The 23,900-nt window shown below is 65.2% G+C and carries 31 protein-coding genes and 1 pseudogene; 18 read left to right on the top strand and 14 right to left on the bottom strand.

The window, feature by feature from the left end; all coding sequences use genetic code 11:
* Positions 1-7 precede the first annotated feature (7 nt).
* The 4 genes from CSR00_RS04195 to folE2 all read left to right on the top strand — a co-directional run bounded on the left by CSR00_RS04195 (position 8) and on the right by folE2 (position 3,246).
* Positions 8-1,039, top strand: a complete 1,032-nt coding sequence (locus tag CSR00_RS04195) for a CobW family GTP-binding protein (protein ID WP_245905826.1) — start codon at positions 8-10, stop codon at positions 1,037-1,039.
* Positions 1,040-1,132: 93 nt separating this feature from the next.
* Positions 1,133-1,465, top strand: a complete 333-nt coding sequence (locus CSR00_RS04190) for an ArsR/SmtB family transcription factor (protein WP_099021143.1) — start codon at positions 1,133-1,135, stop codon at positions 1,463-1,465.
* Positions 1,465-2,190, top strand: a complete 726-nt coding sequence (locus tag CSR00_RS04185) for a cation efflux transmembrane domain-containing protein (RefSeq protein WP_099021142.1) — start codon at positions 1,465-1,467, stop codon at positions 2,188-2,190. The genes CSR00_RS04190 and CSR00_RS04185 overlap by 1 nt, the downstream gene beginning before the upstream one ends.
* A 159-nt stretch (positions 2,191-2,349) precedes the next feature.
* Positions 2,350-3,246: a GTP cyclohydrolase FolE2 gene (gene folE2, locus CSR00_RS04180; protein ID WP_218014413.1), complete on the top strand. Its 897-nt coding sequence runs from the start codon at positions 2,350-2,352 to the stop codon at positions 3,244-3,246.
* 99 nt (positions 3,247-3,345) lie between these two features.
* On the opposite strand, the gene CSR00_RS04175 is transcribed toward folE2, so the two are convergent.
* Positions 3,346-4,341 carry a CobW family GTP-binding protein gene (locus CSR00_RS04175; protein WP_099021173.1) on the bottom strand — a complete coding sequence of 332 codons (996 nt, stop codon included), beginning with the start codon at positions 4,339-4,341 and terminating at the stop codon, positions 3,346-3,348.
* 242 nt (positions 4,342-4,583) lie between these two features.
* Here CSR00_RS04175 and CSR00_RS04170 point away from each other — a divergent pair, with 242 nt between their 5' ends.
* The gene (locus CSR00_RS04170) at positions 4,584-4,949 is read left to right on the top strand and encodes an ArsR/SmtB family transcription factor (protein WP_099021141.1); all 366 of its coding nucleotides are present in this window, start codon (positions 4,584-4,586) and stop codon (positions 4,947-4,949) included.
* A gap of 156 nt (positions 4,950-5,105) precedes the next feature.
* Here the strand turns inward: CSR00_RS04170 and CSR00_RS04165 are convergent, their stop codons facing one another.
* The 4 genes and pseudogenes from CSR00_RS04165 to CSR00_RS04155 form a co-directional block, all read right to left on the bottom strand.
* Positions 5,106-6,263: a M20 metallopeptidase family protein gene (locus CSR00_RS04165; protein ID WP_176561894.1), complete on the bottom strand. Its 1,158-nt coding sequence runs from the start codon at positions 6,261-6,263 to the stop codon at positions 5,106-5,108.
* A gap of 96 nt (positions 6,264-6,359) precedes the next feature.
* Positions 6,360-6,527 carry a hypothetical protein gene (locus tag CSR00_RS30545; RefSeq protein ID WP_176561893.1) on the bottom strand — a complete coding sequence of 56 codons (168 nt, stop codon included), beginning with the start codon at positions 6,525-6,527 and terminating at the stop codon, positions 6,360-6,362.
* A 29-nt stretch (positions 6,528-6,556) separates the two neighbouring features.
* A complete protein-coding gene (locus tag CSR00_RS04160) occupies positions 6,557-7,903 on the bottom strand; it encodes a dihydroorotase (RefSeq protein WP_099021172.1) in 1,347 nt (448 codons plus the stop codon).
* Positions 7,904-8,037: 134 nt separating this feature from the next.
* Positions 8,038-8,307 (bottom strand): annotated as a pseudogene (locus CSR00_RS04155) (fructose bisphosphate aldolase); the annotation flags it as partial.
* 165 nt (positions 8,308-8,472) lie between these two features.
* On the opposite strand from CSR00_RS04155, the gene mrf (CSR00_RS04150) reads away from it, so the two are divergent.
* Both mrf (CSR00_RS04150) and CSR00_RS04145 read left to right on the top strand, forming a co-directional pair.
* Complete coding sequence (gene mrf / locus CSR00_RS04150; protein WP_099021139.1) at positions 8,473-9,681, top strand: ribosome hibernation factor-recruiting GTPase MRF; 1,209 nt, start codon at positions 8,473-8,475, stop codon at positions 9,679-9,681.
* Positions 9,682-9,740: 59 nt separating this feature from the next.
* Positions 9,741-10,094 (top strand): hypothetical protein, encoded by a 354-nt coding sequence (locus tag CSR00_RS04145; protein WP_141564260.1) that lies wholly within the window; start codon positions 9,741-9,743, stop codon positions 10,092-10,094.
* Between the two features lie 310 nt (positions 10,095-10,404).
* Here CSR00_RS04145 and CSR00_RS04140 read toward each other — a convergent pair whose 3' ends face one another.
* From CSR00_RS04140 to CSR00_RS04125, 4 genes are read right to left on the bottom strand one after another with little or no spacing between them, the layout of a single operon-like run.
* A complete protein-coding gene (locus tag CSR00_RS04140) occupies positions 10,405-11,385 on the bottom strand; it encodes a metal ABC transporter permease (protein ID WP_245905830.1) in 981 nt (326 codons plus the stop codon).
* A 20-nt stretch (positions 11,386-11,405) separates the two neighbouring features.
* Positions 11,406-12,326 (bottom strand): metal ABC transporter permease, encoded by a 921-nt coding sequence (locus CSR00_RS04135; RefSeq protein WP_099021136.1) that lies wholly within the window; start codon positions 12,324-12,326, stop codon positions 11,406-11,408.
* A complete protein-coding gene (locus tag CSR00_RS04130; RefSeq protein WP_099021135.1) occupies positions 12,323-13,045 on the bottom strand; it encodes a metal ABC transporter ATP-binding protein in 723 nt (240 codons plus the stop codon). Before CSR00_RS04130 ends, CSR00_RS04135 begins: the two co-directional genes overlap by 4 nt.
* Positions 13,046-13,063: 18 nt before the next feature.
* Entirely contained in the window at positions 13,064-14,041 is a 978-nt protein-coding gene (locus tag CSR00_RS04125) for a metal ABC transporter substrate-binding protein (protein WP_099021134.1), read from the bottom strand.
* Positions 14,042-14,247: 206 nt separating this feature from the next.
* On the opposite strand from CSR00_RS04125, the gene CSR00_RS04120 reads away from it, so the two are divergent.
* Both CSR00_RS04120 and CSR00_RS04115 read left to right on the top strand, forming a co-directional pair.
* Complete coding sequence (locus CSR00_RS04120; RefSeq protein WP_099021133.1) at positions 14,248-14,586, top strand: hypothetical protein; 339 nt, start codon at positions 14,248-14,250, stop codon at positions 14,584-14,586.
* 132 nt (positions 14,587-14,718) lie between these two features.
* The gene (locus CSR00_RS04115; RefSeq protein ID WP_099021132.1) at positions 14,719-14,922 is read left to right on the top strand and encodes a hypothetical protein; all 204 of its coding nucleotides are present in this window, start codon (positions 14,719-14,721) and stop codon (positions 14,920-14,922) included.
* Between the two features lie 64 nt (positions 14,923-14,986).
* Here the strand turns inward: CSR00_RS04115 and CSR00_RS04110 are convergent, their stop codons facing one another.
* Genes CSR00_RS04110 through mrf (CSR00_RS04100) form a run of 3 tightly spaced genes read right to left on the bottom strand, consistent with a single transcriptional unit; the run spans position 14,987 to position 16,844 of the window.
* Positions 14,987-15,349: a WhiB family transcriptional regulator gene (locus tag CSR00_RS04110; RefSeq protein WP_281259665.1), complete on the bottom strand. Its 363-nt coding sequence runs from the start codon at positions 15,347-15,349 to the stop codon at positions 14,987-14,989.
* Positions 15,346-15,645, bottom strand: coding sequence for a type B 50S ribosomal protein L31 (locus CSR00_RS04105; RefSeq protein WP_099021131.1), 300 nt, complete (start codon positions 15,643-15,645; stop codon positions 15,346-15,348). Before CSR00_RS04105 ends, CSR00_RS04110 begins: the two co-directional genes overlap by 4 nt.
* Complete coding sequence (gene mrf / locus CSR00_RS04100) at positions 15,642-16,844, bottom strand: ribosome hibernation factor-recruiting GTPase MRF (protein ID WP_099021130.1); 1,203 nt, start codon at positions 16,842-16,844, stop codon at positions 15,642-15,644. Before mrf (CSR00_RS04100) ends, CSR00_RS04105 begins: the two co-directional genes overlap by 4 nt.
* A gap of 114 nt (positions 16,845-16,958) precedes the next feature.
* Here mrf (CSR00_RS04100) and rpmB point away from each other — a divergent pair, with 114 nt between their 5' ends.
* The 5 genes from rpmB to CSR00_RS29985 are packed head-to-tail and all read left to right on the top strand — an operon-like array spanning position 16,959 to position 18,355.
* Positions 16,959-17,195 (top strand): 50S ribosomal protein L28, encoded by a 237-nt coding sequence (gene rpmB, locus CSR00_RS04095; RefSeq protein ID WP_099021129.1) that lies wholly within the window; start codon positions 16,959-16,961, stop codon positions 17,193-17,195.
* Positions 17,195-17,362: a 50S ribosomal protein L33 gene (rpmG, locus tag CSR00_RS04090; protein WP_099021128.1), complete on the top strand. Its 168-nt coding sequence runs from the start codon at positions 17,195-17,197 to the stop codon at positions 17,360-17,362. The genes rpmB and rpmG overlap by 1 nt, the downstream gene beginning before the upstream one ends.
* A 2-nt stretch (positions 17,363-17,364) precedes the next feature.
* On the top strand, positions 17,365-17,670 hold the full coding sequence (gene rpsN / locus CSR00_RS04085) for a 30S ribosomal protein S14 (protein ID WP_099021127.1): 306 nt from the start codon (positions 17,365-17,367) through the stop codon (positions 17,668-17,670).
* A 2-nt stretch (positions 17,671-17,672) separates the two neighbouring features.
* Positions 17,673-17,942, top strand: a complete 270-nt coding sequence (gene rpsR / locus CSR00_RS04080; RefSeq protein WP_099021126.1) for a 30S ribosomal protein S18 — start codon at positions 17,673-17,675, stop codon at positions 17,940-17,942.
* A 26-nt stretch (positions 17,943-17,968) separates the two neighbouring features.
* A complete protein-coding gene (locus CSR00_RS29985; RefSeq protein ID WP_141564259.1) occupies positions 17,969-18,355 on the top strand; it encodes a hypothetical protein in 387 nt (128 codons plus the stop codon).
* Positions 18,356-18,476: 121 nt separating this feature from the next.
* Here CSR00_RS29985 and CSR00_RS31730 read toward each other — a convergent pair whose 3' ends face one another.
* Entirely contained in the window at positions 18,477-18,866 is a 390-nt protein-coding gene (locus CSR00_RS31730; RefSeq protein WP_407662393.1) for a hypothetical protein, read from the bottom strand.
* A 59-nt stretch (positions 18,867-18,925) separates the two neighbouring features.
* Here CSR00_RS31730 and CSR00_RS04070 point away from each other — a divergent pair, with 59 nt between their 5' ends.
* From CSR00_RS04070 to CSR00_RS04060, 3 genes are all read left to right on the top strand, one after another.
* Positions 18,926-19,159: a carboxymuconolactone decarboxylase family protein gene (locus CSR00_RS04070; protein ID WP_099021125.1), complete on the top strand. Its 234-nt coding sequence runs from the start codon at positions 18,926-18,928 to the stop codon at positions 19,157-19,159.
* 569 nt (positions 19,160-19,728) lie between these two features.
* Positions 19,729-20,727, top strand: a complete 999-nt coding sequence (locus CSR00_RS04065) for a permease (RefSeq protein WP_099021124.1) — start codon at positions 19,729-19,731, stop codon at positions 20,725-20,727.
* Positions 20,724-21,431 carry a TIGR03943 family putative permease subunit gene (locus CSR00_RS04060; RefSeq protein WP_099021123.1) on the top strand — a complete coding sequence of 236 codons (708 nt, stop codon included), beginning with the start codon at positions 20,724-20,726 and terminating at the stop codon, positions 21,429-21,431. The genes CSR00_RS04065 and CSR00_RS04060 overlap by 4 nt, the downstream gene beginning before the upstream one ends.
* 414 nt (positions 21,432-21,845) lie before the next feature.
* Here the strand turns inward: CSR00_RS04060 and CSR00_RS04055 are convergent, their stop codons facing one another.
* Positions 21,846-22,514, bottom strand: coding sequence for a site-specific integrase (locus tag CSR00_RS04055; protein WP_245905823.1), 669 nt, complete (start codon positions 22,512-22,514; stop codon positions 21,846-21,848).
* Positions 22,515-22,899: 385 nt separating this feature from the next.
* Here CSR00_RS04055 and CSR00_RS04050 point away from each other — a divergent pair, with 385 nt between their 5' ends.
* Complete coding sequence (locus CSR00_RS04050) at positions 22,900-23,889, top strand: EAL domain-containing protein (RefSeq protein ID WP_099021122.1); 990 nt, start codon at positions 22,900-22,902, stop codon at positions 23,887-23,889.
* Positions 23,890-23,900 lie beyond the last annotated feature (11 nt).

Below are 23,900 nucleotides of genomic sequence, written 5' to 3'. Positions count from 1 at the left end.
TATGAGGATGGCCGATCGAAACATCCCCGCCATTCCCGTCATCGCCCTCACCGGTTACCTCGGGTCAGGAAAGACGACGCTGCTCAACCACGTCCTGCGAACACCGGGAGCACGCATCGGGGTCGTCATCAACGACTTTGGAGAACTCAACGTCGATGCCGGCCTGGTCACCGGTCAGGTCGACGAACCGATGTCGATCACCGGCGGATGCATCTGCCACCTGCCTGACGAAGGCGGGCTCGATGAGGCGTTGGAGAAGCTGACCGACCCGAGGCTGGCACTGGACGCGATCATCGTCGAAGCGAGCGGAGTCGCCGACCCGGGGGCGGTGTCGCGAATCATCCGGTTCAGTGGCGTGGACCGGATCCGCCACGGCGGTGTTGTCGATGTCATCGATGCGGTCGAGCACTTCGACACCGTCGACACGGTGGACATTCCACCGGCGCGCTACGGCGCGACCTCCCTGGTCGTGGTCAACAAGTTGGACCGGATCGCCGGTGACGCGCGCGAGGACACCTTTCGTCGAGTCGAGGCCCGCGTACACGAGCAGAACCCGGATGCACACGTCGTCGGCGTGGTCGCGGGACGCCTGGATCCCCGACTGCTCTACGACGTCACCGATGATGGCGAACAGGCCGGCCAATTGTCGTTTCGGGAGCTGCTTGTCGATGAGGCCGTTGCCGCGCACGAGGGGCACCACGACCACGTGCATGCCGAATCGGTCACCGTGTTCAGCGAGGGCACCGTCGACCCCGGCGCCCTCGTTGACCTGCTCGAGCAACCGCCGCCGGGCGTCTACCGGATGAAGGGCACCGTCGCGGTCGGCACCCGCCACTACCTCGTCAACGTCGTCGGCACGTCAGCCCATGTGATGACCGCTCCCACCCGCGCGCGGACCACCCACCTCGTCGCCATCGGCACCGGTTTCGACGCCGACAACGTCCGTGCCCGTCTCGCGGCGGCGCTGCGCCCGGCGCCGCCGCGAGTGGCCGCCGCGGGGATGCGACGTCTGCAGCAGCTGCGGCAACTCAGTATTTGATCGGGCGCCGTCTGCACGACGGCCAGTGTGCGCAGTGCAAGTCCACACGATAAAGCCAATCATGTATTCATGGCTTCATGTACTGTTTGTGGTATGGAGACCCTCGTAGCCGCCCGCGACGCGCTCACCAGGTTCGGGTACGCCCTGTCCGACTCGACACGGACGCAGATACTGCTCTCGTTGCGAGTCGGGGCCGCCTACCCGTCGGAGCTTGCAGAGGCCATCGGAGTTTCCAGGCAGGCGCTGTCGAATCACCTCGCCTGTCTGCGTGGCTGCGGTCTGGTGGTCGCCGTACCGGAAGGTCGCCGCACACGGTACGAGTTGGCAGATCCACGAATCGCGCACGCCCTTGAGGACCTACTGGGCCTGGTTGTGGCGGTCGATCCGACCTGCTGTGGCGCCACCGAAGATCGGGACTGCTGCTGATGGCTTCCGGACTCGGCATACCCGCGGTGGGCCAGCCTGCTCTGCACAGCGACCGCCGTCGACTGTTGCAGCGACGCATCCGCTGGTTCGTGGCCGCCACGATCAGCTACAACGTCCTTGAAGCGATCATCGCGCTCGGTGAGGGTGCCCGGGTCTCCTCGGTGGCCCTGATCGGTTTCGGACTCGACTCGGTCATCGAGGTGTCTTCGGCGGCCGCGGTCGCGTGGCAGTTCGCCAGCAACGACCCCGAGCGTCGCGAGAAGATCGCGTTGAGAATCATCGCGTTCTCGTTCTTCGCTCTGGCCCTCTATGTGACCGTGAACGCGAGCCTGTCCTTGGTCGGACTTGGTGACCATGCCCGGCACTCTTCGATCGGGATCGGCTTGGCGGCAGCAAGTTTGGTGATCATGCCGGTTCTGTCCTGGGCGCAGCGGCGGGCGGGGCGTGAACTGGGTTCCCTGAGTGCGGTGGCTGATTCCAAACAGACGCTGCTGTGCACCTACCTGTCCGCGGTGCTGCTGGTGGGCCTTGTCCTCAACAGTCTGTTCGGGTGGGTGTGGGCAGATCCGCTTGCGGCCTTGGTGATTGCGGGCATCGCCGTTCGCGAGGGCATCAACGCATGGAAGGGCGATGCGTGCTGCGCGCCGAACTTCGTCCGCGAGGACGGGTGCGAAGACGAAGGTGAGTGCTGTGAAAAAGACGGTCGCAGAAGCACATGCGAATGAGTGAATCGGATGCGGTCGGTCGTGTTCGGGCCCCCGAAGTCTACGCGCCGCATGCTTGAATCATGTCGTGGCGGCTTGCGTGACGGGGCAGTTGTCCGCCACAGCTACTCCAAGGAACCTCATCCTGTGAATGTGAGAATCGTGCGCACGATGCCCGACGTGGCGACCGACGATGGCCCGTTTACCACGGGCCATCTCGACTGGGTTGGAATGGACGAGATTGCGATGCCGCTGCGACTCGACGACGCTGCCGACGCCCTAGCGATCCCCGCGCGCGTGCGCGCGGCGGTCAATCTCGCCAAACCGAGTGCACGAGGTATCCACATGTCGCGCCTCTATCTGCACGTGGATCGGGTGCTGACGGCAGAGCCGCTGTCGCAGCGTTCGCTGCGACACCTGCTGGGCGAGTTCCTGGAGTCGCACGCCCGGCTTTCCGACCACGCTCTGCTTCGCGCGAGCTTCCCGCTCATGCTGCGCAGGGCCGCACTGCGCAGCCGGCACAGCGGCTGGCGCAACTACCCGGTCACGGTCGAAGGCGTGCTCGAGCGTGGACAGTTCACGGCAAGGCTGAGCGTCGAAGTAGCGTATTCCTCGACCTGCCCCGCCTCCGCCGCGCTGGCACGCCAGGAGATCCAAGACGCGTTCCTCCGGGATTTCCCGTCGGGTCAGCCATTGGACCACGACGCGGTGCGCGCCTGGTTGGGCAGCCATCGCGGGATTTGCGCTACTCCACACTCGCAGCGCAGTGTCGCGCAGGTGCAGGCACGCCTGGCGGAGTCAGTCCAGGGGTTGCCTCTGGTCGAGATGATCGACCGGGTCGAACGTGCGTTGGCCACTCCAGTACAGGGCGCGGTGAAGCGCGAGGATGAGCAGGCCTTTGCGCTGCTCAATGGCGCGAACCTGATGTTCTGCGAGGACGCGGCGCGTCGAGTCCAGGCCGCACTCGACGCGGACGACAACATCGCCGACTTCCATGTGCGTGTTTCTCACCTTGAGAGCCTGCACGCCCACGACGCGGTGGCAGAGGCGAGTAAAGGGATCGCCGGCGGCTACTGATTTCCGCCCCCACGCCGTACCGGGTGCGACCGCGACCTCAGATCAAACGTGTCAGCCGAAACGCCGCCGGCCAGATGTTCTGCGCGGTGGTGGCCGGAGTCACGGGTTGACCAGGCAGGCCCGGAAACCGTCCTCTAGTTCCGCGCGGTCGAGGTTGCGACCGATGAACACCATCCGGTTGGTCCGTGATTCGTCCGGACTCCAAGCGCGGCCCTCAGTGTCGTCGAAGAGCATGTGCACACCCTGGAAGACGTATTGCCGTTCTTGGCCTTCCAGCGCCAAAATCCCCTTACTCCGGAAGATATCGTCCCCCCGGTAGCCCAGGAGGTCGCCCAGCCATGCGTTGAGCCTGTCGATGTCGAGATCGCCGTCGATCTGAAGGCCGACCGAGGTGACCGTCTGATCGTGGTGATGGTCGGTCCGTTCCAGGAAGGCCGGGTCATCGGTGAGTACCCGCTGCAGGTCGAAGGCGGCCACGTCGAGGATCCGGTCCACCTCGACCTTCGCATCCTGGGCACGGACGATCTCAGCGCCGCCGTTGATAGCGCGCAACCGGTTTTCCACGATGGCCAAGTGTTTCTCATCGACCAGGTCGACCTTGTTGAGGATCATCCTGTCGGCGAAGGCGACCTGCTCGACGGCTTCGTTCTCGATATCGTCGGGTTTCACCTCATCTAGGTGGTCGAGGACATGGGCGGCGTCGACCATGGTGACGATGGCATCAAGGCGCAGCCGATCGCGGATCTCATCATCGATGAAGAACGTCTGCACGACCGGCGCCGGGTCGGCCAGACCGGTGGTCTCGATGAGGATCTGGTCGAACCGGTCCCGACGGCGCATCAGTGCGCCCAAGATGCGGAGCAGATCCCCGCGCACGGTGCAGCAGATGCACCCGTTGTTCATCTCGAAGATTCCCTCTTCCGCGTCGAGCACCAGGGCGTCATCGATACCGACCTCACCGAACTCGTTCTCGATGACGGCGATCCGTCGTCCGTGCTGCTCGGTGAGGATGCGGTTGACCAAGGTCGTCTTGCCCGACCCGAGGAAACCGGTGATCACGGTGACGGGAACTCGCTCATCGACCGTGGTGGCCATGATCATGTCCTTCCGGGGAGGCGACTAGGGGCGGCGTGGACGCGTGCGGCCCCAACGTGTGGGGCGGGATGCCACGGGTGCCCGCGCTCCACCGGGATAGACCAAGCCAGACACGTTGACGCCCTCCCCGGCTGTACAGGCCACCGCATTATTGAAAACGATTCTCAGTAAGCTAGCATATCCGCAGCTGCAGTGTCAGCATGACTGCCATACAGGCAGGCAGACGCGAAAGGCCTTGAACTGTGCACACGTCGATTTCTGGCTTCGAGATGCCCACCGAGGCGCAGGTCAACGATGCCGTCGAGTCGTTCCGGATGCTCAGTGACCCAACCCGGATCAAGATCTTGTGGGCGCTTCTGCAGGGAGAATCCTCGGTGGCATGCCTGGCTGACCTGGCGGAGGTCGCCTCGGCCGTCGTCAGCCAGCATCTGGCCAAGATGCGCCTTGCCGGCCTGGTGAAGGGCCGTCGCCAAGGCACGTTTGTCTATTACTCCGCAGCTGACCAAACCGTGTTACAGGTGCTGTGCCAGGCACTGTTGGGCGATGACACGGTCAATGAGCAGCCCGGCTCACCCACTGCAGGTCGAGCCGAAGCAAACCAGAGCTGATCCCTATCCGCGGTCGACAGCACCTTCGGGAGCGCGGACTGTGGGGCGCACGGCGACGAACGGGCCAATGAAACAAAGCTCATTCGCAGTGGTCCGGTGTGCGGGGCCCGGACATGTTCACTGCCCAGACTTTCACTGCGTGCGACAACGGGACAGTTAGTCCGACGCGAGGCCGTGGTCGGCGTACTCGTGGACGACGGCGCAATGCAGGTCGCATACGAGCTGGAGCGCAGCCTCGTCGATCTCGAAATGTGGCGAGTGGTGTGACTCGACGAGTCCCCGCGCAGCGTTCTGGCTGCCGACGAGCGCAAAGCAGCCGGGCACTTCGGCGAGGATCTCGCCGAAGTCCTCGCCGGCCATCGTGCGGTAATCGCCAAGCACGTGCGTGAAGCCGCGCATGCGTTCGGTCACCGCAGTCTCGACCAGATCGGCGACTCGGACATCGTTGACAGTCGGTCGTGGCGACACCCGCCAGTCGATCTCGACGCGTGTGCCCGTCGCCGTCGCGATGCCCGCGGCGATTGTCCTGATCTGGTCCTCGGTGTCCTGGATGACCTGCGCCGAGAAGCCGCGGCAGGTCCCACGCAGTTCGACCACACCGGGGATCACATTGAAGCCGTCGCCACCGTGGATGCTGCCGATCGTCACGACGACCGGATCGACCGGCGCGATGGCGCGGCTCGCCACGGTCTGCAGTGCGGTGATCAGATGGGCCGCCGCGACGACAGGGTCCTTGGTGCGGTGCGGCATGGCGCCGTGGCCACCGGCGCCGATCACCCGGATGCCGAGCTCGACGACGCCGGCCATGATGCCGCCGCGGGTGAGTGCGACGGTGCCGAGCGGAAGCTCGTTCCAGACGTGGATCCCGAACGCGACGTCCACACCCTCGAGCGCGCCTTCGTCGATGCACGCACGCGCTCCGTCGCCGCCTTCTTCGGCGGGCTGGAACAACAAGCGCACACGCACATCCACGGGCGGCGCCTCCGCCAACAAGCGACCCGCGACCGCGAGTGCGGCCATATGGGCATCGTGCCCGCACGCGTGCATGCGGCCCGGGTTCGTCGACGCGTAGGGCAGACCTGTTTCCTCGTGGATGGGCAACGCATCCATGTCAGCCCGTAGCAGCAACGTCTTCGATGCGGTCGCTGGCCCGATGTCGGCGATGAATCCGGTCTTCGCGACCGATCGGCACGTCGCGTAGCGGCTCACGTATCCCATGACGGTCTGGCTCGTCTCGCGCTCGCCATAGCTCAGTTCGGGGATGCGGTGCAGCGTTCGGCGCAGCTGCACAAGATCATTCGCCGGATCAGTCACGTCGCTTTCACCGAGTGGTTCCCGCCACGGGGTCCGTCCAGTCCCCATCACCAGTGGTCATTTCGCGGATTCCCGTGCCGAGCCCCGATCTGGGAATCAGCGGTTCATGCCGAATGATCGCAGGTCGATATTCATGGTTGCGCCAGAGTCGGAGCAGCCCCACGGCGTGCAGCAGTCGGCGCCCACTTGAGCGGTGATCGCCGGACTCCTCTTCTTGAGGAGCTTCTTCTTCGCATCTCGCCTCTTCTTGCTGTCCTTGCTCATTCAGACCATCCTTTCTTCCTGGACACCGCCTACCACCGCCCGCGCCCGATCACCAGTCGCTTTCCCAGCACCGAATCATCGAGCACGCCCTGGTGCCAGGCCAGATGTCCGTTGACCCAGGTGGAAACCACCGTGCTGCGTAAGGTTTCACCCTCGAACGGAGACCAGCCGCACTTGGACAGCAGCCGCCTCGGCTCGATCCGCTGGGGCCTCCGCGGATCGACCAACACCAGGTCAGCGTAGGCGCCCTCGCGCAGAAAGCCGCGCTCGGCGATGCCGAAGAGCACCGCTGGTGCATGGCAGGCGCGCTCGACCAACGTTTCGACGTCCAGCGCGCCGTCGAGGACCCGCTCGAGTGCCACCTGCAGGCAGTGCTGTACCAGGGGTAAGCCCGCGGGGGCCTCCAGATAGGGGGCTGATTTCTCTTCGCGGGTATGTGGCGCATGGTCGGTGGCGAGTACGTCGAGGGTGCCACTTGCCAGCGCGACGACTAGAGCCTTGCGGTCCCGCACAAACTTCACCGCGGGGTTGCACTTGATCAAGTTACCGAGACGCGGATAGTCGTCGGCATCGAAATGCAGGAAATGCACACACGTTTCGGCAGTGATGCGCTTACGTACCAGCGGTAGGTCATGGTGCAGCAGGTCGAGTTCCTCTGCGGTGGACACGTGCAGAACATGTAAGCGGGCATCGTGCCTACGCGCCAGTTCCATAGCGAGCCGCGTGGACTTGACGCAGGCCTCGGTGGTGCGGATATACGGGTGCCGTGTTGCGTCCAGGGCGTCGCCGAAGCGGTCCTTCTCGATTGCGAGGTTCGTGTCGACAGTGGGTGTGTCCTCGCAGTGCGTGACGATCAAGGTGTTGGCATCGCGGAAGATCGTGTCCAGGGCCGCGGGGTTATCGACGAGCATGTCTCCGGTCGAGGCCCCCATGAAAACCTTGATGCCACAGCCATCCTGGTGAGTGAACCCACGGATCACCCTGATGTTGCCGTTCGTTGCACCGAGGTAAAACGCATAGTTGGCAAGCGAACTGCGCGCCGCTCGCGCGTACTTGTCCTCGAGCGCCGCAAGCGTCACCGTGGGTGGGCGTGTGTTTGGCATCTCCATGAAGCTGGTGATGCCGCCCGCGACCGCGGCGCGCGACTCGGTGGCGATCGTTGCCTTTTGTTCGAGCCCCGGCTCGCGGAAGTGAACCTGGTCGTCGATGAGCCCCGGCATCAGCCAGCTGCCGTTGGCGTCGAATACGCGGTCGTTGGCGCGGCCGGGCAGCGCACGCCCGATCGTATGGATGCGCTCACCGCGCACGCGCAGGTCACCTTCCGTGACGACGCCTTCGTTGACGAGCCGAGCATTGCGAATCAAGAAGTCAGCCACGCCGACTCCGTCACCATCGGTCCGAGCCCCGTCGCCCACCGTGAGTGGTCATCGGTTCAGGCAACCGATGCTTGGTAGATGGATTCGACCGAGGCGTACAGCGTCTCGTTGAACGCCTCGTCGCTCTGGGTGGCAGTCAGCCCATCCTTACCGCCGATCGGCCGGTCAAGCGTCCCCTCGAACAGGATGGCGCCGAGCACGCGGTCGCTCGTGAAGACCGGGCTGGTGATGATTCGCGCTCGCGCCTGGTGGATCAGTTCGAACATTTCGGCCTCTGACGAATAGGCAGATGGATCGATACCGTAGTCGCGCAGTGCTTTCGGGGTGCTACCGCCACTCTGGTCGAGGGCGGCGATGAAACCCGCTCCCTCCTCGAATCGAAGCGACTGCTGCGGATCGGGCAAGGTAACCTCCTCGGGATGGGGGAGCGCGGCAACCCACCAGTGCAGCTTATTGAAAACTATTGTCATTAAGTGTAGCGCTATTGCCCGGCAGTTTCGACATCGCGTCGATCTCTCGGTACGGTATGTCCGACTACTAATGACAATGGTTCTCGTTTGAGGTGCGTTGTGGATCGAACACCGGTAATCGTGGTTGCTGGCCAGGAGCTGACAGACGAGGTATGTGAACATCTGCTACAGGAGCCCGGAACTCTCGTCGTCCAACACCGCTATGACGGGCAGGTGGTGGTTCGGTCGGTGCGGATTCGCTCCGGGAACCAGGCGCGCACGTCGGAATGGCCCATGGAGCTGGTGAACGGCTGCGTCGACTGCACCATGCGCGACGACCTACTCACCCTGCTGCGCCGACTGCACTGCCGCGGGGACGTCAGCCGCATCGTGGTGCACCTCGAGCCGTGGCTCGAACCCGAGCCTGTCTGCTGGGCGATCACCAACGTCGAGGTGCACGTCGGGCCCGGGTACCTCGACGGTCCCGCCGCACTGGACGTTCGGATCGAAGCGGTGATCAGTACCGTGGCGACCTCTCAGTGGTTGGCCGGCGCGCTAAGTGCCGACGAACTCGACGACAGTCGGACAGTCGCCCAGGTCGTGGTGGGGCAAGCCGAGTTCGCCGACATCCTTGCGTTGGACACGCGGGAGCCTCAAACGCACGCCGTGTTGCGCCGTCTCGCCCCTCGAGCAGCGATCGTCGTCGGCATCGATCGCGTCGACCCGGCCCTCGGCACGCTGGATTCACGCTGCCGGCGCGGTCGTGAGTACGACCCGCACGCACCGCTGCTCGACGGGGAACCACCGCTCGGTGCCGATGGCAGCGTCAAGATCGTGGAGTTCCAGGCGAACCGCCCGTTCCATCCGATGCGTCTGCACCTAGCCATCGACAAGTTGCTTGACGGCGTCGTTCGAATCAAGGGACGCGCGTGGCTGGCGAGCCAACCCGACGCCGTTATCTGGATGGATTCAGCGGGCGGTGGGCTCAGGGTGGGGCACGGCGGGCCATGGCTGGTCAGCTTGTCATCCGAGGAGCGGGAGCAGGCTGACGCCGATCGGGTTGCGCTGGCTAGTCTGCGGTGGCACGAGGATTTCGGCGACCGCGAGATTTCGCTGACGGCCCTCGTATGCGGTGCGGACCCGGACGAAATCACCCGGGTGCTGTCATGTGCGCTGCTCACCGATGACGAGCTGTCCCAACCCGGCGCGTGGGCCGACTACGACGACCCGTTCGGCGAGTGGCACGAAGATCCGTGCGACAGCCTCGGCCGGGTCGAGGACTGCGCCGCACGCGAACGACCTGAGGGAGGAGACGTCACGGGCCGTTGAGCCGCGTGGGTGTCCGTTGCCTATTCCGCGGATCCCAAGCCGAAAGGGGGGAGCGCGACTTGCTCATCGACGATGAGATCGTGATCACCGCGGCAGTGCTGTTGGCTGCGGGGACGCTGGCGACCGCCATCGATGCACTGACGGCTCATCCGCGGCGGATGTTGTTGGCCGCCGGAAAGGTACTGTGGTGCCTTTCGGGGCTACTCGCGATCGTGGCTTTCGCGATGAGCGTGGGTCGCCTGACTATCGACACCCTGCCGGGCGGGTCGATCCTCGCCGTCGTTGGCGGCGCGTGTGTCGCGACGGCTGCGGTGCTGCTACTCCGGTTGTTCGGATGTGGGCCGCGTGTGAGTCGACCGGAAGAGCAGCGGGGCCAGCACGAGCAGCGCAGAAGCGAGCCGCAGACGGAGTAGACATCGCGCCGTGCAGGCATCGCGTGGCGGTCCGGTTCCACCTGGCACCAAGACTGCCGTGAGCGCCTGCCACCATCGGCGACAGTGCAAACCGTTGCGGGATGGTCGCCGGCCAGCATGGCATTGCGATGAACACTATTCTGCTGCAATGTATCCAGACGGTGCTGAGAGTGGTGATTGCCGTCGCGATCCCTATACCAGCAGCAGCGCTTTCTCTATCGCCCGATTCATCACGTCCTCCCAGCAAGATCCAGCCCCGGTCACCGCAGCCACTGCGGCGGCGACGACGGAGGTGGCCCGGGCGAGCCGGCTAGCGAGCACCCGTCCGAATATTCCCGTCTGCATCACGAACAGCTCCACATCCATCGCTGGCCCGACCACGACGGTCACCAGCCGCACCACCAGCCCTGCCATCGAGACCGCCCCCAGCACGAGCGGGACCGACAGATGGCCGTGGTCCGGTTCGCTGCCATCGCGCCCGTAGCCGGGTCCCGACGTAGACGGCGCAGAAGACCAGCCCGTTGACCACGGCCATCATCGCCGACGTGGCGGTGTTGGTCAGGTAGGAAAACCAGAACCCCAGCTGTGAGGCGACCAGAGCCACCACCACCGCGACGGCGGTCATGACTGCGATCGTCTCCGTCACCAGCATCGCGGTCGCCGCCGGCACGATCACCAGGGCGATCACCAGCACCGCCCCGGCGGCATCGAATGCGACCACCACCGTGATGGCGACCGCGAACATCGTGCACAGATCCAGCAGCCGGGTTCGGAGCCCGACTGCTTGGGCGAACTCGGGATCGAACGTGGCCACGACCAGCTGGCGGCTGATTGCGGCGAATAGCACGAAACAGCCAAGGCCCACCAGGCCCATTCGCCACGCGAGGTACGGGCCGAGATCGACCGAGCCCACCACCAGATGGTTCATCGCGGCGATGTTGAGGTCACCAACGAGGACGGAATGATCGTTGATATAGGCAGATTTCAGGGCGGTCGACAACAGCACGAGGCCGAGGGCGAAGGCGGCCGGGAAGACCAGGCCTTGCGCGGCATCGGAGGTCACCAATCCCGATCTGCCCAGCAGCCCCGACAACCCGATGACGAGCATTCCGGTGACCGCGGCGCCGACCAACATCCAGGTCGAGGTAATTGCCGTCGTCCCCAGCGCCGCGGCGAACACGATGCCGGGAAGCACCGAGTGCCCCAGCGCGTCGGTCAGCATCGACTGTCTGCGAAGCACCAGGACGACACCCGGGATGACGCAGGACACCGCCGTGATCGCAGCCAGCATCGCCACAGTCGCCGCGAAGCTCACCGGCTATCACCCGACCTCGTCGCCATCGCGAGTCGTGCGCGTCGGCGCCGGATGGCGGTGAACACGTTGCGGTTCGGCGAAAGGACCAGGGAAGCTGCGAATGCCGCGGTGAGAACCAGGACGATGAACGGCCCCGTGGGGGCCCGGGCCATGATGGACAGGTAGCTGCCCACCATCGCAGACCCAGCCCCGATCGCCCCCGAAACCATGACCATGGTCGCCAACGAGTTCGACCACTGGCGCGCGGCGGCCGGCGGGATGATCGTGAAGGCGATGATCAGTACCAAGCCGACCGCTTTGATACCCATCACGGCGGCAAGAACGATGGCCGCGAACTGCAGCCGCGACAGCCAGGCCACGTTGAGCCCAACCGAGGCGGAGTAGGTGGAGTCGAAGGTCAAGAGCGCCAACGGCCGCCACAGGATCAGCGTTTGCAGCAATATCGCAGCGGCGATCACAGCGACGGTGACGATATCGGCACGGGTCAGTGTGGCGGCGTTGCCGAACATGATGCTCTCGATGCCGCCTTTCTGCGGCAGGGTGGACCGCTGGATCCACTGCAGGATGACCAAGCCGCCGCCGAAGAACAACGACAGCATCACCGCCATCACGGCGTCGGCGCCGAGGGTGGTCGTCGTCGAAATCTTGTGCACCAGAACCACCGCCAGCAAGCCACTGATCAGCGCACCGATGATGATGGCGAGCATGGACCTGCCATCGACCCCCAACGCCACCGATGCCACCACGAAGGCGCCCATCACACCGCCGGTAGCCGAATGTCCGATGACGTCGGAGAGCAGCGACTGGCCACGAAGGTAAAGAAACGGTCCCAGCGCTCCGGCGGTGAGGCCGATCAATGCGGTGCCGATGACGGTTTGCCGAAATGTGTACTCAAGCAGGAAAGCGATCGGACTCATGTCACCGGCAGGCCATATGTGGCGTTGAGATTTTCCGGGACGAAGGCGTCGTCCACCGTCCCGCTGGCGACGATCGACTCGTTGATCAACGTGACATGGCTGCAGACGTTGCGAACCGTCGACAGCTCATGGTGCACCAGGACGACCGTGGCCCCGCCGCGGGCCAAGTCGGCCAACACCGTGTCGATGGCCCGCGCGCTGACCACATCGACACCGGCGTACGGCTCGTCGAGCAGATAGAGGTCGGGACGCTGGGCCAGCGCCCGCGCCAGGAACACACGCTTGCGCTGACCACCGGACAGCTCCCCGATCTGGCGCTTGGCCAGATCGGGCAGCCCGACGGCATCCAGCGAGCGCTCGACAATGGATTCCTGGGCCGCCGCGAACCGTTTGAACCAGCCGAGCCGGGGATAGACACCCTGGGCGACGACATGTTTGACCGATATCGGAAAGTCCCAGTCAACCTGGCTGAATTGCGACATGTACGCGATTCGATCCCGGACGGCACCGACGGGGTGGCCGAAGAACTCCACCTCGCCGGTGCTCGCAGGTAGCAGACCCATCGCGGCCTTGATGAGCGTGGACTTTCCCGCGCCGTTGGGTCCCACGACCGCCATGATCGCGCCCTGGTCAACCTCGAAGCTGGCGTTGTCGACCACCAACCGATCTCCGTAGGCGACGGACAGATTACGGACCCGGCAGGCCGGTGCATCAGTCATCTCCCGTGGCTCGGTGGCTCAGGAAACCGGGGCCGGGGTCATCGCCTCGGAGATGAGATCGGTGTTGTGCGTGAACACCCCCAGGTAGGTGTCGACCGGCGGGGCCTCGCCCAGCGAATCGGCGTACAGCGGCGCGTCGGACACCGTCACGTCCCAACCCTTCGCCTGCACGGCTTCCTTCAGGGCATCGATGGCCTGCGGGTTGGCGAGATTGTCCTGGAAGATCACCGGGACCTTCCGGTCGACGATCAGATCGGCCAGTTCGGCCAGCTCCGGAGCGGACAGCTGGGCTTCACTGGTGACGAAATCCGTGGCGTGAACGTCGATATCGTAGTCACGCCCGTAGTAGTTGAACGCGTCGTGGCCCGTGATCAGGACACGATCCTGCACCGGGATAGGTTCGAACTCGGATTTCGCGTGGTCGTTGACTTCCTCGATCTGCTTCTTGTACGCGTCAGCGTTCTTGTCGTAGGTGTCTTTTCCGTCGGGATCGACCTCGCCGAGCTTCTTGGCCACCGCATCAACCACGATCTCCCAGTTACCCGGCGAGTTCCAGACGTGCGGATCGTAGAGCTGCTCACCTCCGGGACCGGGCTCGGGCCACGGCAGCAGCTCATCCTTCGGGATCGCCTGCCCAGCGGCGATCTGCCGGTCACCCTGGGCCTCAAGCTCGTTGATCATCTGCGCTTCCAGATGCAGCCCGTTCCACACGACGAGGTCCGCTGCGCCGATCTTCTCGATGTCCTGGGTGGTCGGCTGGTAGGTGTGCGGATCCCCACCCGGACCGACCATCACGGTGACGTCCGCATCGGGGGCGATGTTGCTCACGGCGTCGCCAAGATAGCCCGTGGTGGCGAAGACCGTGAGCGCATCACCGGTGGCGCCGGGTTCCGCGGGCTTCTCTGATGAGTCCGATGAGCATGCGGAACCGCCCGCGGCAACGACCGCGGCGAGCGAAACGGCCGCGAAGCTCCTGCTGAGGAACGTATGTTTCATGTTGAGTGAGATCCCTCTCCGGCGTCTGGGCACCATCTTCTCGGCTGCTAAAGGATAGTTTCGTCTAACCTAACTTCGACAGTGTAACTGATATTGAGTATCATTACTGGTGTACCCCGTTTAGCGCTGGCCGCGCTGCCCTACCAGGGCCGACACCGCGAAGGCCGTGCTGAAAGCAGTTCACCGTCACGAAAGGAACCCGCCCGATGTCTGCATCATCGAAAGGCAGCGCCGAGGCTGCACCGGCGCATCTGGCCGAGCACGAGAAGATGGCCGAGACGCATCTGCGAGAGCATCGCGAGCTGGCAGACGCCCACCTCGCCGAGTTCCGCGCTCTAGCCGACCGGCATCTCGCCGAGCATCGCGACATCGCTCAGCGCGGTCAGGTGCCCTTGAGCGAGCGTGAGTCGCTGGCCGCGCGGCACATGGACGAACACCGCAAGCTCTCCGAGCGCCTGCTACAGGAGCACCACCAGCTCAACGACCGCCATCTGGCCGAACTGGACGAGCTCAAGACGCGCCACCTGCGGGAACACTCGCTGTAATTGGTCCAGTAGAGCGCCGGTCCGCCTCAGGCTCGCCCGGACAGCCGGACATCGATTGACCTACGATGCAGGAGGAGTCGCGTGAGGCACCGGGGGCGCACCGATGAGCATTCCACTCGACGTGAGATCGATATGGCTGTCGGTGCGCTGGTCTGGATCACCCACTGTTCACCGGAACATGCCTTCAACGTCCTCGCGGACGCTGTCCACGACACCGGCGCCGGATTGGGTGTGGTGTCGGTCGCCCTCCTCGCTCTGGCCGGCGACGACCCGCACGGCCGCGCCGATCCGAACGCCATCTCCTACTGGCGACGCACCCTCGATCACAGCCCGTGACGTTGCCGTCCAAGTTCGCGGCGAGCCTTGTGAATCGCGTTGCGCGGCATCGTCCGTCGAGCCGTCAGCCAATAGATGAGACACCCCGCGCACCCCGGTCGGGATCTCGGCCTGTTGGCTGCGGTTCGGAGGAGCGCCGCAGCGCTGCCCGTTCGCGCGGTGTGGTGCCGCCCCAGATGCCATGCGGCTCTTGCACACTGATGGCGTATGTGCGGCACTGAAACTGCACAGGACAACCCCCGCAGATGAATTTCGCGTGGTTCTCGTGGTCGACGCGCCGCTGGCCGCGGTGGTGGTCGTCGGCGAAAAAGACCTCCGCGGGCATCCCGCGGCAGCGCGCCCGCAGGTGCCAACTGCCCTCGGGCGTAGCGGTATCCAGAGTGGAACCGCCGGACGCTTCGCGAGGTGGGCGATGAGCCGTCGTCACGAGGAGGGGGTGCCGGGGCTCGGCGACCCGGGCGCCTTTGACGTCGACCGACCGTAGCGGCGGTGGAACTTCTCGACCTGGCCGGCGCTGTCGACGATGCGTCGCTGTCCCGTCCAGGCCGGGTGCGAGTCGGAGCTGATCTCGACGACGATCAGCGGGTAGGTGCGCGGCCCGCTACCGCTGTCCCATTCGATGGTGCGGTCGCTGGTGGCGGTCGAGCGGGTCAGAAACATGGCACCGGTGTTGGCGTCCTGGAACACAACGGGGTGGTAGTCGGGATGGATTCCGGGCTTCAACGCTGTCTTCCTTCACTGTCGGTGGTCTCATCGGCGGCGACGCTGGGCAGCGGGGCTGGTTCGTCACAGGGATCCTCATGCCAGTCGCCGAATGGATCGTGCAGGGCTGGCCAGGTTGCGGGGTTACGCATCTCGTCGTCGGTGAGCAAAGCGCCTCGCAGCGCCGAGCGAATCGTGTCGGGGTCGGCGCCGCACACCAACACCACCAGGGCGCTGTGCCGATCTCCGTGGCGCTCGTCCCACAACGCGGCGGCCAGAGCCCGGCGCTCGGCGGCGGTGTAGGCCAGCCGCGAGGCGCTCATCGCCGCCAACCAGGGCCCAGCCGAGCTGACGTGCAACCCGCCGCCGGCCGACTCCAGCCACATCACCTGCTGGTCGTTGCTGGCCAGCCACAGCCGGCCCCGCGCGCGAACCACACCCTCCAACAACACGTCTAGTGCCTCGTGAAGCCGGTCGGGATGGAACGGGCGCCGGGATTGAAACTCCAGGAGCCGCACCGCACCGGCCGCATGGAGGGGCGGCTGGCCGGCCAGCAGGGGCCCATGGGGGTCCTTACCGCGGCCCCGCCCATCCCCGGCAGGCAGACGCTGCAACACATTGCCGACGACGTCGGCGTTGGCGATGACTCGCGCCGAAGGATTCAGTCGAGACAGCACGGCCAGGAGGTCCTCTGAGGGCTGGCTGCAGACGAGCACATCGGCGAACTCGACCTGGGCGACCACCGCCTGGGCCACTGTGCGTCCGTCGGGCAGCTCCTCGTCCCCGAGCGCCTGGGCCAGCCACACCGTGGAGTCGACACCGGCGATCACCGCGGCGACCACGACATCGCGCGCGGCAGGACCCGGTTCGAAACCCGGACCCGGCTCGACACGGACGTGGCGGATCGCCCAGCAGATCGGCTCGGGCTCCAGCCACGGCGGCAGATGAACCACGATGCGCTCGACCTCCGGCCGACGCGCCGCCTTGCGCAGCAGAACCAACAGATCGTTGCGGATCGTGCACGACACGCAGCCATGCGCGAGCTCCAACGCCGTCTGCGCGGTCCGCACGATGCCGTCCTTGCCCATCATCATGCGCCGACACACCACGTGCCCGTCGAAGCGGTGCTCGATCGCCACTGTGCCGGGCTGGCCCAGCAGCTCAGCGGTCACGGCGGCGGTGTGCTCCTGACCGGTCACCACGATCACCGGAGTGCGCATCACCCCTCCTTATCGACAACAGTTTTCAATAACGCGCTGTTGACGGTACAGTGCTACACAGCAGTTGTCGAAAACCATTCTCAATAAGTCCCACCGGTCCAGGAAGGCGCTCCGTTGTCCGCCCATTGTCAAGTCACCGGCCGTGCACCGGGGTTCGGAAACACCGTGTCGCACTCGCATCGCAAGAGCCGTCGTCGTTGGACTCCCAACATCCAACGACGGACGTACTACCTGCCCTCAGAAGATCGCCGCATCCGGCTGCGGGTGTCCACCAAGGGCATGAAGGTGATCGACCGCGACGGCATCGAAGCCGTCGTGGCCCGCCTGCGCCGAGCCGGGCAGAAGATCTGATGGCGCGCACCACCGACATCAGGCCGATCGTGAAACTACGGTCCACAGCGGGTACCGGCTACACCTACACCACCCGCAAGAACCGCCGCAACGACCCCGATCGTCTGGTCCTGCGCAAATACGACCCCATCGTGCGTCGCCACGTCGACTTCCGGGAGGAGCGCTGACCATGGCCAAGAAATCCAAAATCGTCAAGAACCAGCAGCGCGCGGCCACCGTCGCCCGCTACGCCGAGCGGCGCGCCGAACTCAAGGCAGTCATCCGCTCCCCCGGGAGCACCCCCGAACAGCGCAGCGCCGCCCAGCAGGCCCTTGCTCGCCAACCGCGCGACGCCAGTCCCGTGCGGCTTCGCAACCGCGACGCCATCGACGGACGACCACGCGGGCACCTGCGCAAGTTCGGGCTCTCCCGTGTGCGGGTGCGCGAACTGGCCCACGAGGGCCACCTGCCGGGCGTCCGGAAAGCGAGTTGGTGACCATGGCCAGCAAGTCCAATCGGGTTCGACGCAACAACCCGCCCGACAAGCCCATAACGGCCAAGAAGAACCTCATGAAGACTCTCGGGCTGACGTCCGTCGATTACAAAGACACCCCGACACTGCGGCTGTTCATCTCCGAACGCGGCAAGATCCGCTCCCGGCGCGTCACCGGACTCACCGTCCAGCAACAGCGACACGTCACCCAGGCGATCAAGAACGCCCGCGAAATGGCCTTGCTACCCTACCCCGGTCAGGCCAGCGGCCGCTAACCGCTGCCGAACCCACAAGAGAACCCATGACTCGCTCCCAGCACGGCACCGCCCGGCCGTTCACCCTGGTGCTGTGCACCAGATGCCAGTCGGCGCTGGGCCCGGCGATGCTCGAACAACTACGAGCCACTGTCCGCAGCACCCGCCGCGGCATGCTCGTCACCACCAGCTGCCTACTCGGCAATCTCACCTGCCCAGCCCGACACCACCGCGGCGGAATCGCATTGCTGCAGCCGTGCTCAGCCGATCGCGTTCCGCAGGGACCGGCCCGATTGATCGGGGCGATCGACAGCCCCGACGATCTACGCGACGTCCGCGCTTGGGTGCAGCGAGGCCGCTGGGAAAGCGAGCCTCTGCCCGATCGGCTCTGCCTCGAGCCAGGCAAGCTCCGGCGCACCATCGCCACCAACTAGGACCCGCTCGGACACCACTGCCACGGCCACTCCCGTGCCCCCGCCCGACAACTGATGCCGACCATCGCAACTCGCGTGGCCGGCATCAGTGACTTCGGTGTTGGTCGGTGTCCATCGTTGGTCAATGCTCGTCGTAGTGGTCTCCGTGAGCTGCGTGGCGGTGTCCGTCATGCAGATAGTCCACGTGGTCGCCATGCGGGACGGCTTCATGTCCGCAGTTCGGCCCGTGAACATGCTCGGGGTGGCTGTGGGTCTTGTGCTCGGTACTTGTCATGCCCTTACTATAGATCATCACATGCGCATAACTCAATAGATAGCAGTCGAGCGCCGACTCCGCATTCATGAAAGCCGTCGCCACGCCGACCGTGTGCTTCTCATCGGGCTTCGAAAGGCGAAGCGCACCGAGGAGGTGGCGGGGTGACAGGTCCTGCGCGTATAGCCCCGTTGGACCCCCGTACGAACCCAATATCGCTGCACTGCTGGACAAGTGGATGCCGCCCAGGTCGGGCATCACCCCCCTGGCGCGCGTTCGCGATCACGAGGATCTGTCCGCGCGGATGCGCCCGCTGGGTGGCACGCAGCACGACGGTGACGCTGGCCGACGAACTGCCCGACACCAGCGCAATGTCCGATGACCTGTTCGCCGAACTCGGCAAGATGTTCGACACTCGCGAGATTCTGGAACTGACGGTGACGGCGGGCTGGTACGACGCCATCGCCTATGTCATAGGCGTAGCCGGGCTGGACCCCGAGGCCTGGGCGGATCGGTTTCCCAACCCGGAGTCAGTGCCCACCCGATCATGACCTCGGGCACCGTGGCGGGTCTGCAGATCGAGCGCGATGCGAGACACGTAGGTTGTCTGCCAGCACTCACCACGTGTCATTGACAGCATCGAATCAGGAGCACGACGCGCCGATTCGAAAGTGAGCCACCATGCCCCTGGCCTAGGCAACCGCGCTGATCGCCACGCTGGACCAGGTCTCGCCCTCGGTTGTCAGCCAGCATCCGGCCAAGCTGCGATTGGCCGGCCTGGTCAACGCCCCCGGCAGGGCACGTTTGTGTACTACGTAGCGGCCAACCAGGACGTCCTCCGGCTGCTCAGCCAGGCGCTGTTTCCCTCCCATCACGCCGATGCCTGCGCTGGCGACTTCGCGGGGCGTGAGCCGAACACGGCGACGGCCCGGTAGCGCCTCATCAGGCAAGCAGATGGGCGCGACCTATCCGTGTCGGCATTCGAGGTTCTGCTCGAATGGACCCGTAGGCCACCGTTCCGACGGCCGAGCGCCGCGGCGACGGTCACCAGCGAGGTGGTCAAGTCATCCCGGGTCTCTTGCGATGTCCAGACATCACTTTCGGACCCGCGACTGGCACAATGGCCGCCGTGACGGTGAAGACTCAGTCACAGCGCTTCCGGCCGGGGTCGATGCAGGTCCTCGTCGCCGTGGTCGTCGGGCTGGCGCTCGCGGGATCGACGTTGCGGAGTTTCGTCGCGGGGACGCCCGGCATCGCGACCGCGGCGACGGTGTTCTGTGGGATCTTCGTGCAGGCGATTCCGTTCCTGGCCCTCGGCGTGCTCGTCAGTGGTGCGGTCGCGGCCTGGGTCACCCCCGACCGCCTGGCACGCTGGCTGCCCCGCCGACCCAGTGCGGCGATCGTGGCCGCCGGCGTCGGCGGTGCGGTCCTACCCGGCTGTGAGTGCGGTTCGGTTCCGATTGCCCGTCGGCTTTTCGGAGAGGGCGCCGTCGGTGCCGCCGCGTTGACCTTCATGCTCGCTGCGCCCGCCATCAACCCGGTCGTGCTGGTATCGACGGCCGTCGCCTTCCCCGGCGAGCCGGGGATGGTCGTGGCGCGCTGCATCGCGTCCTTACTGACGGCATTGATCATGGGAGCGCTGTGGGCGCGATTCGGCCAGCTCCGTTGGATCACCCGCCGGATGCCACATCTGCATGGGGCCGACGAAGCCCGCTGGACCGTGTTCACCGAGGCTGCTCGCCACGATTTCCTGCAGGCATCCTCCTACTTGGTGATCGGCGCCGCCGCTGCGGCGGCGCTGCACATCGTGGTGCCGGCATGGGTGTATGAGCACGTGGCCGGTCAGCTCGTGCTGGGCATCGCGGTCATGGCGATACTCGCCGTTGTCTTGGCGTTGTGCTCGGAGGCTGACGCGTTTGTCGCGGCCAGCCTGTCGATGCTTCCGCTGGTGCCGCGATTGGTATTCCTTGTGGTCGGCCCGGCCATCGACATCAAACTGTTCGCCATGCAGGTCGGCATGTTCGGTCGCGCTTTCGCCCTGCGCTTCGCTCCGCTGACCTTTGCGGTCGCGATCCTGGTGGCGACCGGGGTGGGTCTGTTGGTGGTGGGGAATCGATGAGCCGAGAAACCGAGACGGCGATGATGCTGTTGGTCGGGGTGTGCACCCTGGTCATCGCGATCACCGGCAGCTTCGCCCGTTATGTGAAGCCGTCGTTGCTGCCATGGCTGGTGGCATCTGCGGTGCTGCTGATCGTGTTGGCGCTCGTGTCAATCGGCCGCGATGTCCACCGTGGCCACGTCACGGAAGACGGTCATGCCCACCGATCCGGAGTGGCGTGGCTGCTGATCCTCCCGGTTGCGCTGTTGGGTTTCGTGGTTCCGCCGGCGATCGGGCCACAGACCGCCAAACCCGCCGTGCGAGAAGTGTCGACCGAGGTGCTACGCAGGCCGTTTCCCGCGCTGCCGGCCGAGCGCGCCCCAGAGCTCGCACTGCCTGAGGTGCTGGTACGCATCGCCCAGGATTCCGCGGGCACCCTCGACGGTCGGCTGATCAGCATCATCGGGTTCACCATGACCGACGGCGACCACACCCAGCTCGGACGCATCGTCATCCTCTGCTGCGCCGCCGACGCTTCCTTGGCCCGAATCGATCTCGACGGCCCTGCAGGCGATGTCGCTGCCGATCTACCCGACGGCGCCTGGGTACGGGTCGAAGGCAAGATCCCTGACGGCCAAAGCGATCCGTCGCGGCGCACCACTCCTCATATCGAGGTGTCGGCGGTCGAGCAGATTCAGCCTCCGGCCAATCCGTACAGCTACTGACCTAGTGAAGGGTCGTGGCACCAATTCCCAACATGCCGAGCTGGGTCGCTGCAATGTTTCGCCGGACTCCAACCCGCACGAGCCTCCGATACTCGAAACACGATCTGGTTGAAACTCGTTTCTAAGCAAAAGGTCTGCTTCGCAAGCCGCGTCCCGAGGCAGTACTGCGGGGGTGGAGGGGGTCGCGGTGCGAGACCGGTGATCTTGGGTGACCTCCATGTGTTCGGTGCGTCGACCTCGGGGTCATCCATGCCTACCTTTGGCGTTCCCCTGCGGTTGTTTTCGCGGCAAGGGGACAACGACGTTGGATCTGGATGTTTCGTGGGTGAGTTCGGTGATCACTGCGGAGAGTGTTCTGATCTTGTTTCTCAGGTGAGCGTTTTCGGCAGCTAGTACTACAGTTGTAGTTCGAGTCTATTGATGCGTTGACCTGCGGTGATAGTGGTGGGCGCGGGCGATGGCCGCGCTGCGGCTACCTTCCCGCAGATAGAAATGAACGTGCTGGACGACGCGGCGCTGCATCCAAAACGGACGCCCAGGACCACCCTTCGCACAACACGACGCCACGCGCGAACGCACCAAACCCTCGGAACCCTCCGCCGGCACCTCGACGGTCAACATGCTGGCCCACTCGCCGATTCGCAAGCCCGCCCCGAACAGCCCCTCCACGAACGCGACATCGCAATCCTCAGTCGTTCCACGCCAGTCCGGACCCGGCAAGCCCTCCGTCGTGAAGCCGCGCAACCCCAAGTTCCGCCACAACCGAAACGCCTGCGGAGTAAGCCACTTCACGTCCGCCTTACGCATCCCCGAAGGCATGCTCTCCAACACAACCTTTTCGCCGACCACGCGAGAGGTGGCAATCGTACGGGCACGGACGGGGTTGTCCACGCCATGCAGCTCGGCCGCCCACAGGTAGAAGCTGCGAATCGCCGCGCGATCGACACAGACACTATTAGCCCCCATATGCGTAGGGTTCTCCTCAGCCGACAACCGCCACTCCTTGAACGCAGCCAACTCCGACCGAGACGCCCGATCCCATCGAACACCTAACGCGTGCAAGAAATCCAGCCAGACCTTCAAGGACAAAGCGTAACGACGTAACGACGTAGCGTCGCTGCCGCTCGTCCCCTCACCAACGGATCCCGCCAGTAGGCGTTCACCAACACATCCGCCCGGCCCCACGGGTCAAGAAAGAAAGGAGTGCCATCACGCGCACCGTTTCGCCTCGCCCAGGTCTGAACATCACCCAAACCCGGAACCACGTCGTCCACCGATACGAAGGGTCGGCGGAAATCGTAGAAATAGAGAGTCCAACCATCAGCCGAATCGCCAACCATCCCCGGCTCCTTATCTCACCCCACGAGCACTGGTTCCATCATCATCGACGTACCTGCCGAAGACCTTCGACACGCCCCGTCGGGCAGAGAACCGAGCATTGAATGTGCAGTGGGGGACGCGGTCTTGGGTGGTGATTCCGCTGCTGCACAACGACGTGGCAATCGGATCTCTGTTGCTGGCGTCGACCCGGGTCGGGGCGTTCACCGACCTCGATGTCGATGCGACCATGTCGATCAGCGGCTTCGTGTCCGCGTTGGTCGGCACGCATTTTCAGTTGTCGGCTCTGCTGACCGACATGCTGAACCGGGGCGAACAGCACGATCGGCACTCGACGACACGATTTCTGGCCTCGGTGATGGCGCCGGAGGGCGCCGAGACCCACCGGCTGGAGGAGTGCATGGATGCGCTGCTGGCGAATCCGGAGAACGTGAGCGCCGTCTTTCAGCCGATCATCGACCTCGCGTCCGGGGAGACCGTGGGTTTCGAGGGTCTGTCGCGGTTCCCCGCCGAGATGGGGCTGAGCCCGGCGCAGTGGTTCGGCACCGCCCTGCGGGTCCGCCGGGGAATCGCGCTCGAACTCGCCGCCCTGCACACCATTGTGACCGCGGCCCGGGCGATACCGCCGGAGTACGGCCTGGCGGTCAACCTCAGCCCCGCCGCGGTGCTCGACCCGGCCATCCGTGACATGTTGGTCGCCGAGGACCGGACGTTGACAGTGGAGATCACCGAGCACGAACCCTTCCCGGAAGATCTGGCGGCGGCCCTTCAGCCGTTGCGCGACCGCGGCATCCTGGTGGCCGTCGACGACGCCGGTGCCGGGTACGCCAGCTTCACCCAGCTGCTGCGCCTGCGCCCCGACGTCATCAAGATCGACGGAGAGCTGGTAGCCGGCATCGACACCGATCCCGTCAAACGGGCCCTGGTGACCGCACTGGTGGCGCTGGCCGCGGAGCTCAATGCCGACACGGTGGCCGAGGCGATCGAGACCGAGGGCCAGGCCGATGTCCTGCGCCGAATGGGAATTCGCCGCGGTCAGGGCTTTCACCTCGGCCCGCCCCGGGCGCTCGCCGACCTGGTGATACCGCCGATCGACGGGCGCGGACGGACCGCACCGTAGAACGGACCGCG

This window comes from Mycolicibacterium palauense, assembly GCF_002592005.1.
Lineage (GTDB): Bacteria > Actinomycetota > Actinomycetes > Mycobacteriales > Mycobacteriaceae > Mycobacterium > Mycobacterium palauense.
This window is presented reverse-complemented; position numbering and strand designations above follow the sequence as displayed.

Bases quoted from the DNA above. Each gene is read 5' to 3' on its own strand.
- CSR00_RS04120 (WP_099021133.1), top strand. From the start codon at position 14,248: ATGTCTGCATCATCGAAAGGCAGCGCCGAGGCTGCACCGGCGCATCTG.
- CSR00_RS04135 (WP_099021136.1), bottom strand. From the start codon at position 12,326: ATGAGTCCGATCGCTTTCCTGCTTGAGTACACATTTCGGCAAACCGTC.
- CSR00_RS04140 (WP_245905830.1), bottom strand. From the start codon at position 11,385: ATGCTGGCTGCGATCACGGCGGTGTCCTGCGTCATCCCGGGTGTCGTC.
- CSR00_RS04130 (WP_099021135.1), bottom strand. From the start codon at position 13,045: ATGACTGATGCACCGGCCTGCCGGGTCCGTAATCTGTCCGTCGCCTAC.
- CSR00_RS04060 (WP_099021123.1), top strand. From the start codon at position 20,724: ATGAGCCGAGAAACCGAGACGGCGATGATGCTGTTGGTCGGGGTGTGC.
- CSR00_RS04185 (WP_099021142.1), top strand. From the start codon at position 1,465: ATGGCTTCCGGACTCGGCATACCCGCGGTGGGCCAGCCTGCTCTGCAC.
- rpmG (WP_099021128.1), top strand. From the start codon at position 17,195: ATGGCGCGCACCACCGACATCAGGCCGATCGTGAAACTACGGTCCACA.
- CSR00_RS04195 (WP_245905826.1), top strand. From the start codon at position 8: ATGGCCGATCGAAACATCCCCGCCATTCCCGTCATCGCCCTCACCGGT.
- CSR00_RS04065 (WP_099021124.1), top strand. From the start codon at position 19,729: ATGGCCGCCGTGACGGTGAAGACTCAGTCACAGCGCTTCCGGCCGGGG.
- CSR00_RS04125 (WP_099021134.1), bottom strand. From the start codon at position 14,041: ATGAAACATACGTTCCTCAGCAGGAGCTTCGCGGCCGTTTCGCTCGCC.
- CSR00_RS29985 (WP_141564259.1), top strand. From the start codon at position 17,969: ATGACTCGCTCCCAGCACGGCACCGCCCGGCCGTTCACCCTGGTGCTG.
- CSR00_RS04115 (WP_099021132.1), top strand. From the start codon at position 14,719: ATGGCTGTCGGTGCGCTGGTCTGGATCACCCACTGTTCACCGGAACAT.
- rpsN (WP_099021127.1), top strand. From the start codon at position 17,365: ATGGCCAAGAAATCCAAAATCGTCAAGAACCAGCAGCGCGCGGCCACC.
- CSR00_RS04175 (WP_099021173.1), bottom strand. From the start codon at position 4,341: ATGGCCACCACGGTCGATGAGCGAGTTCCCGTCACCGTGATCACCGGT.
- CSR00_RS30545 (WP_176561893.1), bottom strand. From the start codon at position 6,527: ATGAGCAAGGACAGCAAGAAGAGGCGAGATGCGAAGAAGAAGCTCCTC.
- CSR00_RS04190 (WP_099021143.1), top strand. From the start codon at position 1,133: ATGGAGACCCTCGTAGCCGCCCGCGACGCGCTCACCAGGTTCGGGTAC.
- mrf (WP_099021130.1), bottom strand. From the start codon at position 16,844: ATGCGCACTCCGGTGATCGTGGTGACCGGTCAGGAGCACACCGCCGCC.
- rpsR (WP_099021126.1), top strand. From the start codon at position 17,673: ATGGCCAGCAAGTCCAATCGGGTTCGACGCAACAACCCGCCCGACAAG.
- CSR00_RS31730 (WP_407662393.1), bottom strand. From the start codon at position 18,866: ATGCCCGACCTGGGCGGCATCCACTTGTCCAGCAGTGCAGCGATATTG.